Below are 13,493 nucleotides of genomic sequence, written 5' to 3' on the forward strand. Positions count from 1 at the left end.
TGGGACAATACCCCCTATGCTTTTCGACGCCATCCATGACGCCATGACCACGACCGCAGCGGCCGCCACGACCGTCCGCCCCGCCCTCGCCGCCTCCGCCGCCGCTCCCGTCTGCCCGACCGGCGACGGCGGCCTCATCCAGATCATCACCGACTGGCTCGTCTCCCTCATGGAGACGGTCGGCGGCATCGGCGTGGCACTCGCCATCGCACTCGAATCGATCTTCCCGCCGATCCCCTCCGAAGTGATCCTGCCGCTCGCCGGATTCACCGCTTCCCGCGGCACCCTGCACCTCGCCGAGGCGATCATCTGGGCGACCGTCGGCTCCCTGCTCGGTGCGTGGGCGCTGTACGGCATCTCCCGGTGGGTGGGACTGCACCGCATCCACAAGGCCGCCGACCGGATCCCCGGCGTGAGCCGCAACGACGTGGACAAGGCGAACGACTGGTTCACCCGATACGGCACGTGGAGCGTGCTCATCGGCCGCGTGATCCCCGTCGTGCGCTCGCTCATCTCCATCCCCGCCGGATTCAACCGCATGAACTTCCTGCACTTCACCGGATGGACGCTGCTCGGCTCCGCCGTATGGAACACGATCCTCGTCTCCACCGGATACTTCCTCGGCGCCGGATGGTGCTCGATCCTCGGGGTGCTCAACGTGTTCGAGGACGTGGTCATCGTCGCCTTCATCGTGGTCATCGCCGTGTGGGTCGTGCGCAAGGTGCGTACAGTGATGCAGAACAGGCGATGAACGGAAAGGAGAGGCGATGAGCGAGGAGACGGCCCGCGAGCTGGCGGAGGCGAACGACCGGCTCATGGCGAGGAACCATGCGCTCGCCGAGGCGCTGAACCGCGCCGGCAAGGAGCTCACCAAGGCGCGCTCGCAGCTGGCGCAGCTCGCCCAGCCGCCGCTCACCTTCGCCACGATGGTGAAGGTCGACTCGTCGCGCATCGACGACATGGGCGTGCAGCACGCCAGCGCCGAGGTCATCGCCGGCACGCGCCGCATGGTCGTGCCCGTCGCCGCGAACCTCAACGCGTCCCGTCTCGCCACCGGCGCCACCGTCGTCCTCAACGAGAAGATGGTGCTCGTCGAGCAACGCGACCACGACGTGCTCGGTCCGGTCCGCACCGTCGCGGAGACGCTCGCCGACGGCCGTCTCGTCGTCGCCGACGCGGGCGGCAATCCGGGCGTCGTCCGCCGCGCCAGCGCGCTCGCCTCCGTTTCGTTCGACAAGGGCGACCGCGTCGTCGTCGAGACGTCCGGACGCATCGCCGTCGCCGCGCTGCCGAAGCAGGACGACGCCGACCTCGTGCTCGAGGAGACGCCCGACGTCACGTTCGACGACATCGGCGGCCTCGACCGCCAGATCGACCGCATCCGAGACGCCGTCCAACTGCCGTTCCAGCACCGCGACCTGTTCGCCCGCTACGATCTCGCCGCCCCCAAGGGCGTGCTCCTGTACGGTCCCCCGGCAACGGCAAGACGCTCATCGCGAAGGCCGTCGCCCACGCGCTCGCCGAAGGCGCGGGCACGGGCAAACCGGGCGTGTTCCTGTCCGTCAAAGGCCCCGAACTGCTCAACAAGTTCGTCGGCGAGTCGGAGCGCCTCGTCCGCCTCATCTTCCAGCGCGCCCGCGAACGCGCCGCCGACGGCCGTCCCGTCATCGTGTTCATCGACGAGATGGACTCGCTGCTGCGCACGCGCGGGTCCGGCGTTTCCTCCGACGTGGAGACGACGATCGTGCCGCAGTTCCTCGCCGAACTGGACGGCGTCGAATCGCTCGGCAACGTGATGGTGATTGGCGCCTCCAACCGCGTCGACATGATCGACCCGGCCGTATTGCGCCCGGGCCGTCTCGACGTGAAGATCCGCATCGACCGGCCGGACGGCGAGGCCGCCGTCGCCATCGTGCGCCACTATCTGACCGACGACCTGCCGCTCGATCCGGGCCTCGACGCGGACGCGCTCGCCCGCGTGCTCGTGCGCGACATCTACACGCGTTCCGCACGCCGCCATCTCGCCGACGTGCGCGACGAGCACGGCACGTGGAACGCGCTGTTCCTCGCCGACGTGACGAGCGGCGCGAGCCTCAAGAACATCGTCGACCGGGCGAAGACGCTCGCCGTCAAGGCGTCGATCGGACAGGGCGGCGACGTGGCGATCGGCGTGGACCTGCTGGCGCGGGCCGTCGAGGACGAGTTCGCGGAGACCCGCGACTCGCTGCTCGACGCCGACCCCGTGCAGTGGAGCCGCGTCAACGGCTTCGACGCCGGAACCGTCACCGCGATCCGCGGCGTGGAACAGTAGCAAGGAGTGGAACATGACCGTCAGACGAGTGATGGGGACGGAGACCGAGTACGCGGTGTCGCAGCCGGGCGTCGCCTACTACCAGCCGGTCAAACTGAGCTTCGACGTGGTCGGCGCGGCCGCCGACGACGCGACGCGGCACATCCGCTGGGACTACCGGCAGGAGGATCCGGTCAACGACGCGCGCGGCACGCGGCTCGACCGCGCCGCCGCGCGCCCCGACATGCTCACCGACGCGCCCCAGCTCAACATCACCAACGTGATCGCCCCCAACGGCGGACGCATCTACGTGGACCACGCGCACCCCGAATACTCGGCGCCCGAAACCACCGACCCGTTCCAGGCGCTGCTCTACGACCACGCCGGCGACCGCCTCATGCTCGCCGCCGCGCGGGCCGCAAGCGCCGCCGACCCCGAACCCGAGGCGTCCGGGCACCCGGTCGTGCTCCACCGCAACAACGTGGACGGCAAAGGCGCCAGCTGGGGCACGCACGAGAACTACATGATGCGCCGCGACGTGCCGTTCGCGGACGTGGCCGCCCTGATGACCGCGCACTTCGTCTCCCGCCAGATCTGGGCCGGCTCCGGCAGAGTCGGCATCGGCGAGGCGAGCGAGACGCCCGGCTTCCAATTGAGCCAGCGCGCCGACACGATCCACGCGAAGATCGGACTGCAGACCACGTTCGACCGGCCCATCATCAACACGCGCGACGAATCCCACTCCACCGGCGCATTCCGTCGCCTCCACGTGATCGTCGGCGACGCGAACCGCATGGACGTGCCCCAGGCGCTCAAACTCGGCGTCACCTCCATCCTCCTGTGGACGCTCGAACACGCGCGCGAGGCCGGCTACGACCTCGACGCGCTGCTCGGCTCCCTCCAGCTCGCCGACCCGGTCGAGGCGATGCACACCGTCTCCCACGACCTGACGCTCACCGCCGCGCTCCCGCTCGAAACCGGCGGCACGACCACCGCATGGCTCATGCAGGTGGCCCTGCGACGCGCCGTCTACGAGGTCGCCGCCGCCACACTCGGCACCGACACGAAGGGCGAACCCGCATGGGAGGACCGCGAGACCCGCAACATCATGGCCATGTGGGGGCAGGCGCTCGCCGACACCGCCGCCATCCGCCACGCCGACGACGATACGCGCCTCACGATGAAGGCGGAGGCCGGGCGCGTCGAATGGCTGCTCAAGTGGCAGCTGCTCGAGAAACTGCGCCGCAAGATCGCCCGCGCGACCCGCGCGACCGACACGACCGGCACCGGCGCCGCCTCATGGGCCGACGCGCGTCTCGCCGCCGTCGACCTCTCCTGGGCGGCGCTCGACCCGGCGAAATCCGTGTTCGCGCGTCTCGCCGCCGCCGGCAGCGTCGAACGTCTCGTCGACGACGACGCGCTCGACCGCGCCGCGCACAACCCGCCCGAGACGACGCGCGCCTGGCTGCGCGCGGCGCTCGTGCGCACGTTCCCCGCCGACGTGGTCGCCGCCAGCTGGTCGCACCTGACCGTGCGCAAACCCGCCGCCGGCGTCGGCGACGACGCGACGGGCGTGCGCCCCGGCGACCTCGTCAGCCTCGACATGTCCGATCCGCTCGCGTTCCGTAAGGAGAACGTCGAGACCGCGCTCGCCGAGGCGGACGACGCGGCCTCGCTGATCGAACGGCTCGCGCTGCGCCGATAGCCGACGCGGGCCGTCGCCGGCGGCCGTCGGCGGCCGTCGCGCCACCGGCCGCACGACACCGCCACAAAACACCGATAAGATGGTGAACCATGGCACAACAGGAGAATCTGCGCGACCTCGCGATGAAGGTCGCCGCCATCGCCCAGGCGGCAGGCAAGCACGCCCTGCAGGATCAGATGGCACCGCATGACATGCTCATCTCACGCGAGAACCCCGGCGAACAGTTCAACGTGGAGGTCGACGGGCGTCTGCTGCGCTACATGTCCGGCCGTCTCGCCGACATGGAGCACTTCGACGGCTTCTGGCAGACGCGTCCGTCGAAATCCCGCCCCGGACAGCGCTACTGGTGCGTCGGCAAGATCGACGGCGCCATCAACTACATCCGCAACATGAGCGAATGGGCGATTACCGTGTCCCTGTTCGAATTCAACGAGGAGGGCTCCGCGCAGCCGATCCTCGGCGTCGTGCACGCGCCGGCGCTCGGCGAGACGTACCTCGCCGCGAAGGGCGCGGGCGCGGTGCGCATCCGCAACACGCCCGTCGGCGAGAAGCGCGAGAAGGTCGTGCCGTCCATGACCGCCTCGCTGGACGGCGCGGTCGTCAGCTTCGGCATGTCCTACGTGCCGGGCGAGGCGGATCGCGCGCTGCACACCGTCGCCGCGCTCGCCGAAGGCCGTCCCGCCGACATCAAGCGCGTCGGCCCCGCCTCGCTCGACCTGTGCAAGGTGGCCGACGGCACGTACGACGCGTACTTCGAGCCGATGCTGCACGAGTGGGACGTGCCCGCCATCTCCTCGGCCGCCGTGGTCGTCTGGGAGGCGCAGGGCGCGCTGCGGCGTTGGAACGGCAGCGGCATCCACTGGCGTCAGAACAACGACGTGCTGTGCACGAACGGTCTGATCGACCGCGAGATCAAGCCGTATCTCGTCCAAAGCGAAGGCGAGTGACGGCCTGACGACAACCGTATCGCGGGCCCCGGGGGAACATCCCGGGGCTTTCGCGTATCGTAGGCAACGGATCGGCGGCGACGGGCCGCCGGAAAACGGACACAGAACGTAACGAATGCAACGAACGGAAGGAACCATCATGCCTCAGGAATTCGCGCAGGCGAACCAGTCCGCGCAGTCGGACCAGCAGACCACGGGCGAGGAGCTCGCGTCCGCGGCCACGCAGGCCTCGCAGCAGTCGGACGTCGAATTCGACGCGCTCGACGCGGTGCTCGACGACATCGAATCCACGCTGGAGACCAACGCCGAGGAGTACGTGAACAGCTTCGTGCAGAAGGGCGGCGAGTGATGCCGCAGCTGCGCGACAGCGGCACGCGCGCCGCCCACGAGGCGGGCGCGACGCCGGCCGCCGAACTCGACGGCTTCATGCGCATCTTCGGCGTCGAAACCGAATACGGCGTGTCCGTCACGGGCGCCGACCGTCCGGTGGACGCCGGACAGGTCGCGATGACCATGTTCCAGCCGGTCGTCTCCCGCGCCCGTTCGACGAACACGTATCTCGACAACGGCTCGCGCCTCTACCTCGACGTCGGATCCCACCCGGAGTACGCGACCGCGGAGGCGCGCGACCCGTACGACGCGCTCGCGCAGGACGCGGCCGGCGAACGCGTGATGGCGTCGCTCGCGACGGACGCGCAGACCCGGCTCCGTGCGGGCCACGGCGAAGACGCGACGATCCACGTGTTCAAGAACAACGTGGACTCCGCCGGCCACGCGTTCGGCTGCCACGAGAACTATCTCGTGCGCAGGTTCGTGCCGTTGGAGACGATCGAGAAGCAGCTGCTGCCGTTCCTCATCACCCGCCAGCTGTACACGGGCGCCGGCCGGTTCACGCCGGACGGCTTCCAGATCACGCAACGCGCCGACTTCCTCGACGAGGCGGTCTCATCCGCCACCACACGCTCCCGCCCGATGGTGAACACGCGCGACGAGCCGCACGCCGACCCCGAATCGTTCCGCCGCCTGCACGTCATCATCGGCGACTCGAACCGCTCCCAATGGGCCACGTGGATGAAGCTCGCCGTCACGCACCTCGTCCTGTGCGTGATCGAGGACGCGGTGCGCCGCGGGCGTCCGAGCGGATTCGAGGATCTCGCGTTCGACGATCCGGCCGCCGCGAACCGCGCGGTCAGCCGCTGGCTGGACACGGGGGAGCGGCCGTCCGACGATGACGGGGCCGACGGCATGCCCGATCCGCTCGCCATGCAGCATCGCTATCTCGACATCGTCGAGGCGTTCGTGCGCGACCATCACGACGCGGTCGCCGCCTCCCTGCCGCGAAGCGAGGTCGACGTCGTGCTCGCCGACTGGCGGTGGGCGTTGGAGATGCTGGAACGCCGGGATTTCCTCGCGTTGGCGACGCGCGTCGACTGGGCGGCGAAGCATGTGCTCGCCTCGGCGATGCGCCGCCGCCGGCCGGACCTGGACTTCGCGCAGCTGGAACGGATGGAGCTCGACTACCACGACGTGGCCAACGGGCGGCTCTACGGGTCGCTCGTCGCGCACAGCCGGCTGCAGGTGCTGCTGGAGGATTCGACCGTGGCCGCGGCGAAGCACCGGCCGCCCGCCGACACGCGCGCCGCGCTGCGCGGCGCGTTCGTGCGGCGCGCGCTCGACGCGGGCGTGCAGTTCTCCTGCGACTGGACGACGCTCGTCGTCACCGCGCCGACCCGCCGCGAGGCGACGCTCCTCGACCCGTTCGGCGCCGAACCGACCGACGCCTACCGCGCGTTGATGGCCGCGATGGAGTGACAGCGTGAATCACGACGGCACGCATACGCGAGGGCCCTCCGCACCAATCCGGTGCGGAGGGCCCTCGAAGATCTATGCTGCTACGCCGTGGGGCGGAAGGCTCACTTGTTGGTGACGGCCTTCTTCAGCAGGGAGCCGGCGGAGATGCGCACGCCGTAGGTGGCGGGGATCTCGATGGTCTCGCCGGTGCGCGGGTTGCGGCCCGTGCGGGCGGCGCGCTTGACGCGCTCGGCGGAGAACAGGCCGGTCAGCTTCAGGCCTTCGCCGGACTGCATGGCCTCGACGAACACATCCTGGAAGGCGTTGACGGCGGCCTCGGCCTGGGCCTTGGTCAGGTTGGACTTCTGGGCGATCTTCGAAACGAGATCAGACTTGTTGTATGCCATGAACAGCATCCTTCTTTGTCCGGGGACCGGCAACTTGGCCGCCGGTCCGTTTATTTCATCAATGATGATAGCGCATGATGAGGCCAAACAGCGCATTTTTCAACGATTTCACGTGTTCCGCGACGGATTTTCACGGATTATGCGGATTGGCGCGAACGGTTCGCGTATCACACGAGGTTGCGCTTGTCGAGCCATTTCATCGCCAGCGCCCCCAGCGGGATGCGCAGCCAGTAGAAGACGACGCGGTGCAGCAGCGTCGCGGACAGGGCCACGCCCTGCGGCACGCCCACCGCGGCGAACGAGACGGTGAGCGCCGCCTCCACGCCGCCCAGACCGCCGGGGGTCGGCACCGCCGAGCCGAGCGCGTAGGCGAGCATGAACACGAACGTCGTCTCGATCGGATTCGTGTGCACGCCGAACGCGAGCAGCGCCGCCCAGAACGCGAGTCCCGTCGTGACGTTCTGCAGGAACGCGCCGGCGACGCTCGCCGTGAGCTGGGCGGGCTGGCCGAGCACGTCGAGCAGCTGGCTCAGATACCGTTTCACGACCGGCACGACGCGCTGCATGACCAGATGGCGTATGGTCGGGATCATCATCGCGACGGAGAACACGACGACGAGGATGCCGAACACGATCGCCAGCGTGTTCGTCGGGATCATGCCGGAGAACGTGTTGCGGCCGGTGAACAGGCCGATGACCACGACGATCACCGCGTACGCCGCATAGTAGACGACGAGCGCGGCGCTCATGATCGCCGTCGCCGCCGTGTTGCGGTAGCCGGACCGGCGCAGGAACTGGAGGTTCACGAACGAAGGGCCGACGCCCGCCGGCATCGACACGGTCGCGAAGCCGCCGGCCACCTGGCTCATGAACACGCCCATCGGGTCGCGCCGGTCGCGATCCATCAGCGCGCCGAGCGAAAGCGACGAGCCGATCCAACCGCACACGCCGAACGCGAGGCAGACGAGCGCCATGACCGGATTCGCGTTGCGCACCGCGGCGATGATCTCGTCGGGTCGCATCTGCGTGAACACGACGACCGCGGCGACGATAAGCAGCAGCATCGTGAGCATCGAACGCAGCGAGAACCGCGCCAACGGGACCGTCTCCACGGGCGTCTCGTCGTCCGCCGTCGCGGTCTCGGCGGCGTCGGTCTCGCTCGTATCGTCGCGTCGCGGCGCGACCGCGTCACGCAACGATTTCAGCGTTGTCTTGTCCCACGCGTCGAGCGCGCGCGTGGGTGCCGGCACCGCAATCTTCTGGATGAACGGCGCGATCGAGGCGAGCGTCGCGGAGTCCCACGCGTCGCGGGCCGCGGCGACCGCCTCGTCCACGCCGATCAGCGCGGCGAACAGGGCGAGCAGCTGCACCTTGTCCAACGCGGTGTTCGCGGGGGAGGAGGCGCCGTCGCCGTTCTGCCATCCGGCGATCACCGGCGTGCCGTCCTCGAAGCGCGACAGCACGTCCGGCGTGATGCGCCGGTGCGTGTAGCCGCGACGGTTCGCGACGGCCAGATACCGCATGTAGTCGACCGCGTCGCCGCGCGTCAGCGTGTTGAGGTTCGCGGCGAGCTCCGTCGTATGCGCGTTGAGCACGAGGATCGCGGACTCCTCCGTGTCGGCGATCGCGTACGGCGCGGGCGCTGGCAGCTTCACGTTGTGCAGGCCGAGCAGCATCGACAGATGATGCTGGACGGCGTCGCGCGCCGAACGGTCGCGGCGCATCGCCACGCCGGAGAACCGCAGCCAATCCCACAACTGCTTGAGATAGCCGGCCGTGTGCGTCTGCGCGTCCAGCACGGACACCGTGTACCGGCCGCCGTCGCGGGTCTCCAGATCGTAGATGCGCGAACCTTCGACCAGATCGTCGTCGAGGGAGGCGCTCAACGCGCGCACGCCCGGCGACGGGTCCTCGCGGCGCACCAGCGACGACGGGTCGAGGCCGACGCCGCGCAGCGCGGCCGCCAGGTCTTCGCCCCACACGCCCTTGTTCTGCGTGCCGACCGCGAATCGGATGAGCATACCGACCGTGCGCCCGCAGGCGAACGAGACGAGCATGCCGGTCACCGAATGCCAGGAGAGCACCACCATGACCGCCGCCACCGCGTACAGGATGTTCCAGCTCCATTTGACGCTCGAACGCGTGCGCCGCGGACCGGCCACGGTGAGGAACGACGCCATGCCCGCGTACATGTTCGGCAGCAGGCCGGAGCCGAACGCGGTCGCGGCGGAGGCGAGCGACAGGGCGAGCGTCTTGTCCGCCAGCCCGCTGATCGCCGCCGACGCGAGCCACACCGTGCCGTAGCCGGCGAACATGGCGAGCGCGGAGACGGCCGCCTGCAGCCATTCGCGGCCGATCAGCAGCTGGCACAGCACCATGACCACGATGACGAGCGTGGCGAACTGCTGCAGGACGGTGGACGGGATGCCGGCGAGCCAGTCGATGGCCTGCGCGGCGGTGTGCGCGTCGGATTCGACGCCGCGCGTCATGCCGCCCATGTATACGGCGAACACCATGACGACGGCCGCCAGTCCGAGGGACATGGCGGCACGTGTCAGATCACCGAAATCGTGTGTGCGCCGGGGCGCCACATCGTCGATGTGCGTGGACATCGGTGGGTACGACTCCTTGCGGAATCAGCGGTCGAAGGCGACGAGCTTCGAGGCGACGCCCGTGTACGTGGCGGGCGTGAGCGCCTTGAGGCGGGCGGCGGTTTCGGGATCGAAGGACTGCTGGTCGATGAACGCCTCGACCTGGGCCTGGTCGATCGTGTGGCCGCGCATGAGCTCCTTGACCTTCTCGTACGGCTTCTCCATGCCCGGCAGGCCACGCAGCTCGCAGGCGCGCATCGCCGTCTGGATGGGCTCGCCGAGCACCTCCCAGTTCTCGTCGAGCTCGCGCGTGATGACGTGCTCGTTCGGGTGGATGGACTTGAGGCCGCCCATGAGGTTGGTCAGGGCGAGCTGCGAGTAGCCGAGCGCGGAGCCGATGTTGCGCTGCGTGGTCGAATCGGTCAGGTCGCGCTGCCAGCGGGATTCCACCAGCGTGGCGGACAGCGTGTCGAGCAGCGAGCAGCTGATCTCGAAGTTGGCCTCGGCGTTCTCGAAGCGGATCGGGTTGACCTTGTGCGGCATCGTGGAGGAGCCGGTGGCGCCCTTGACCGGCACCTGGGCGAACACGCCGCGGGAGATGTACATCCACACGTCCACGCACAGGTTGTGCATGATGCGGTTCGCGTGGGAGATGGTCGAGTAGAGCTCGGCCTGCCAGTCGTGGGATTCGATCTGCGTGGTCAGCGGGTTCCAGGTCAGGCCCATGCGGTTCTCGACGAACTCGCGGGAGACGGCGACCCAGTCGACGTCCGGGCAGGCGGCCAGATGCGCGCCGAACGTGCCGGTCGCGCCGTTGATCTTGCCCAGGTACTCCTGGTTCTCGATGTGCTTGAGCTGGCGGTTCAGACGGTAGACGTAGACGGCGAGCTCCTTGCCGAGCGTGGTTGGCGTGGCCGGCTGGCCGTGCGTGAGGGACAGGAGTGCGAGATCCTTGTGCTCCTCGGCCTTGGCGGCGAGATGATCGATGATCTCCCTGAACGCCGGGGTCCATACGTTCTCGACGGCGTTCTTCACGCAGCGGGCGATCGACAGGTTGTTGATGTCCTCGGAGGTGCAGGCGAAGTGGACGAGCGTCTTGAGACGGTCGTTGATGTGCGTCAGGGAGGCCGGGGCCTTGTCGAACTGGTCGTCGATGTAGTATTCGACGGCCTTCACGTCATGGTGCGTGACGGCCTCGTGCGCGGCGTGCTGCTTGATGCCCTCGGCGCCGAAGTCCTCGGGGATGGACCTCAGGAACGCCTTCTCCTCCTCGGTGAACGGTTCGACGCCGTCGATGATCGGCTGGTCGCCGTTGCCTTCGAAGCCGTTGGCCAGCAGGATCATCCACTCCACCTCGACGCGCATACGCTCGCGGTTGAGGGCCGGTTCGCTCATGTATTCCACGAGCGGGGCGGTGGCGTTGTGGTAGCGGCCGTCGAGCGGCGTCAGTGCGATTGCGGGGGAAATATCGGTAAGCTTCATAACTCTTTAGGGTACTTGCAGCCGTGAACCGCTCGAAACGGTGCGATTTGTGATGTTGTGTGCGGTTTTCCTGTGCGAAGTTGTGCTGTTCGCGGTTCGGGGTCGGCTTGGGGCGGGATGCGGTGGAATGCGGTGGGATATGGTGCCGCCCCACGCAGCCGAGGTCGTTCACGTGTTCGTATCCGAAGCCCGTATACTGACAGACGGCGTTCCCGCCCGAGCCGCGCAGGTCAAGGAACGTCTTCGTGGATCACTGTGCGCGGCCGAGACCGGCAAGGGGAGTACCATGTCCGTTCAGCAAAACAACCATTCATCCAATCGTTCCGATCGTTCCGATCGTTTCGGGCGTTCCGATCGTTCCGTCTCCGCGGCGTCGGTGTCCGATGAGACCCGTCTCAAGTGGCGTCCGCTCGACATCGCCGTCGGTGCCACGCTGGGCGTCGCATGCGGCGTGATTTTCTGGGGATTCAACTTCGCGTACATGCCGATCTCGTCGTTCCTTGGCGCCGTGCTGCCGGGACTTGCGAGCGTGACGCACGCCATGTGGTATTTCTCCGGCACGCTCGCCGTGCTCGTGCTGCGCAAGCCCGGTGCCGCGCTGTACGTGAACGTGGTCGGCACGCTTGTCGAAACCGTGATCGGCAGCCAGTACGGCATCGGATTCGTGATCGTGTCCGCCCTGCTGCAGGGCGTGTTCGCCGAGATTCCGTTCTTCCTGACCCGCTACCGCGTGTTCAACCTGCCGGTTTTGATCGCCTCCGGTGCGATGGTCGCCATCGAATACGGTTTCTACCTGCTGTTCTTCCGCTACCAGGGTGTGGCGATTGCGAGCCCGCGTGGCATCGTGCATCTGATTTCCGAAGTGACCGGTGGCGTGGTGCTGAGCGGCGTCATGCCGTGGTTCCTCATGCTCGCGCTCGCCGCGACCGGCGTGCTCGACCGCCTCGCCTCCGGCCGTGCGCTCCTGCGCGCCCGTCCGCAGGCTTGACCCTCACAGCCGTCCCCCTGATGGTGCGTTGACGCAGCTCGACTGTGCCTGCTGAACTCGGCTCCCACCGATGAAGAGGCTGTCGTCGTAGTTGACTACTAGGGGAGCGACGGTTGGTATGCAAAAGCGGCGGGCCTTCTTCCCAAAGGCCCGCCGCTCGTATCAATGCGATCCGATACGGTCGTTTATAGTCGTTTGGCCGTTCCGGCTCAGATGCCGAGCGCCTCCTTGGCTACGGACTTCACCGAATCGCCGACAAGCTCGGCCGTATCCGACTTCGCCTGTTCGATACGGCCGAAGAACGCATCCGCCTCCTCGTAGGTCAGCGGATGACCCGCCTCCTTGGCGATCGCCATGACCTCGTCGATGGTCTGCGCCGCCGCAAGCTTCTCGTCCAGTTCCTCTTCGCTGATGCCAGTCATAGTAGACTCCTTGCGTTTCGTACCACGGCCGTCGCACGCACGCCATCGGCATCGGCGTATGCCGTGGATTTCAAGAACCCCGCCCTCGGGATTCCCCGGCTGGTTCCTGTTCTAGTCGTTTCCCGCTCCGATGGGTAGCGTTCCCGTCGGCGTTTCCTCTCGTCCCCGTGTTTCCTCCCTACCTCGCGCGGTTTCCTCCCCGTCCTGCACGGTTCCCTCCCTACCGTGCACGGTTCCCTCCACGGTTTGTTACGGATTGTCGTGGCAAGTCAAGGAGCGAGCCGTGATTGCCGGGGAGCGAGTCGTGCAAGGGCCGGAATGAGTCGTGCCGGGCGTGGAACGATGTCGTCAGGCGGGAGTGGGACGTGTTATGCCGGGGTAGGGCACCATCACGGGCGTGCGGTGCTAAAGGCGCGGATGCGAAAGGTGGCAGACGGACATGGATGATGACGAACGGCGGTGGATCGACGGAACGCTGGCACGACTCTCGCATTCCGCGTTCCGTGCGAAATTCGCGTTGACGGACAAGGACCGCGCCTATGCGCGCGCCAAGGGGAAAGCGATCATCGACCGGCATGCGCGCGAGATGCTGCGCGCCCGCGTCGGCGATGCGATTCCGAAGAACGATGGACGGCAGACGCCGTGGCGCGGTCATCCGGTCTTCACCGCGCAGCATGCCACCGCCACCTGTTGCCGCGGCTGCATCGAGAAATGGCATCACATTCCCAAGGGCCGCGAGCTCACCGATGCGGAGGTGAATCGCCTCGCCGACCTCGTCATGGCGTGGATCGAACGCGACCTCGTGAACCATCCGGTGCAGCCGGGCGATACGATGCCGATATGACAATGATGACAACACATGAAGGAACC

11 protein-coding genes and 1 pseudogene are annotated in these 13,493 nt (G+C 67.8%); 8 read left to right on the plus strand and 4 right to left on the minus strand.

Translation table 11 applies throughout. The annotated features are described in order from the left end of the window. The first annotated feature begins 43 nt into the window (after window positions 1-43). From Uis4E_RS04515 to pafA, 6 genes and pseudogenes are all read left to right on the plus strand, one after another. Window positions 44-751, plus strand: a complete 708-nt coding sequence (locus Uis4E_RS04515) for a DedA family protein (protein ID WP_101622119.1) — start codon at window positions 44-46, stop codon at window positions 749-751. Between the two features lie 16 nt (window positions 752-767). Beyond that, window positions 768-2,311 (plus strand): annotated as a pseudogene (gene arc / locus Uis4E_RS04520) (proteasome ATPase). 13 nt (window positions 2,312-2,324) lie between these two features. Continuing rightward, window positions 2,325-3,995 (plus strand): depupylase/deamidase Dop, encoded by a 1,671-nt coding sequence (gene dop, locus Uis4E_RS04525; RefSeq protein WP_165784848.1) that lies wholly within the window; start codon window positions 2,325-2,327, stop codon window positions 3,993-3,995. An 89-nt stretch (window positions 3,996-4,084) separates the two neighbouring features. Next, on the plus strand, window positions 4,085-4,942 hold the full coding sequence (locus Uis4E_RS04530) for an inositol monophosphatase family protein (protein WP_101622044.1): 858 nt from the start codon (window positions 4,085-4,087) through the stop codon (window positions 4,940-4,942). A 139-nt stretch (window positions 4,943-5,081) separates the two neighbouring features. Continuing rightward, window positions 5,082-5,291: a ubiquitin-like protein Pup gene (locus tag Uis4E_RS04535; RefSeq protein WP_101622045.1), complete on the plus strand. Its 210-nt coding sequence runs from the start codon at window positions 5,082-5,084 to the stop codon at window positions 5,289-5,291. Next, window positions 5,291-6,754 carry a Pup--protein ligase gene (pafA, locus tag Uis4E_RS04540; RefSeq protein WP_101622046.1) on the plus strand — a complete coding sequence of 488 codons (1,464 nt, stop codon included), beginning with the start codon at window positions 5,291-5,293 and terminating at the stop codon, window positions 6,752-6,754. Before Uis4E_RS04535 ends, pafA begins: the two co-directional genes overlap by 1 nt. A 101-nt stretch (window positions 6,755-6,855) precedes the next feature. On the opposite strand, the gene Uis4E_RS04545 is transcribed toward pafA, so the two are convergent. The 3 genes from Uis4E_RS04545 to purB all read right to left on the minus strand — a co-directional run bounded on the left by Uis4E_RS04545 (window position 6,856) and on the right by purB (window position 11,213). Next, window positions 6,856-7,140, minus strand: a complete 285-nt coding sequence (locus tag Uis4E_RS04545; protein ID WP_055426949.1) for an HU family DNA-binding protein — start codon at window positions 7,138-7,140, stop codon at window positions 6,856-6,858. A 167-nt stretch (window positions 7,141-7,307) separates the two neighbouring features. Continuing rightward, window positions 7,308-9,752 (minus strand): lysylphosphatidylglycerol synthase transmembrane domain-containing protein, encoded by a 2,445-nt coding sequence (locus Uis4E_RS04550; protein WP_101622047.1) that lies wholly within the window; start codon window positions 9,750-9,752, stop codon window positions 7,308-7,310. A 24-nt stretch (window positions 9,753-9,776) separates the two neighbouring features. Then, window positions 9,777-11,213, minus strand: a complete 1,437-nt coding sequence (gene purB / locus Uis4E_RS04555; RefSeq protein ID WP_101622048.1) for an adenylosuccinate lyase — start codon at window positions 11,211-11,213, stop codon at window positions 9,777-9,779. A gap of 286 nt (window positions 11,214-11,499) precedes the next feature. Here purB and Uis4E_RS04560 point away from each other — a divergent pair, with 286 nt between their 5' ends. Further along, on the plus strand, window positions 11,500-12,201 hold the full coding sequence (locus Uis4E_RS04560) for an ECF transporter S component (protein ID WP_101622049.1): 702 nt from the start codon (window positions 11,500-11,502) through the stop codon (window positions 12,199-12,201). 209 nt (window positions 12,202-12,410) lie between these two features. Here the strand turns inward: Uis4E_RS04560 and Uis4E_RS04565 are convergent, their stop codons facing one another. After that, complete coding sequence (locus Uis4E_RS04565) at window positions 12,411-12,623, minus strand: Nif11-like leader peptide family natural product precursor (RefSeq protein ID WP_101622050.1); 213 nt, start codon at window positions 12,621-12,623, stop codon at window positions 12,411-12,413. A gap of 439 nt (window positions 12,624-13,062) precedes the next feature. Between Uis4E_RS04565 and Uis4E_RS04570 the strand changes: the two genes are divergently transcribed. Then, a complete protein-coding gene (locus tag Uis4E_RS04570; RefSeq protein WP_101622051.1) occupies window positions 13,063-13,467 on the plus strand; it encodes a DUF4186 domain-containing protein in 405 nt (134 codons plus the stop codon). The last annotated feature ends 26 nt before the right edge of the window (window positions 13,468-13,493 follow it).

The sequence above is a fragment of the Bifidobacterium parmae genome, assembly GCF_002860365.1.
Classification (GTDB): Bacteria; Actinomycetota; Actinomycetes; order Actinomycetales; family Bifidobacteriaceae; genus Bifidobacterium; species Bifidobacterium parmae.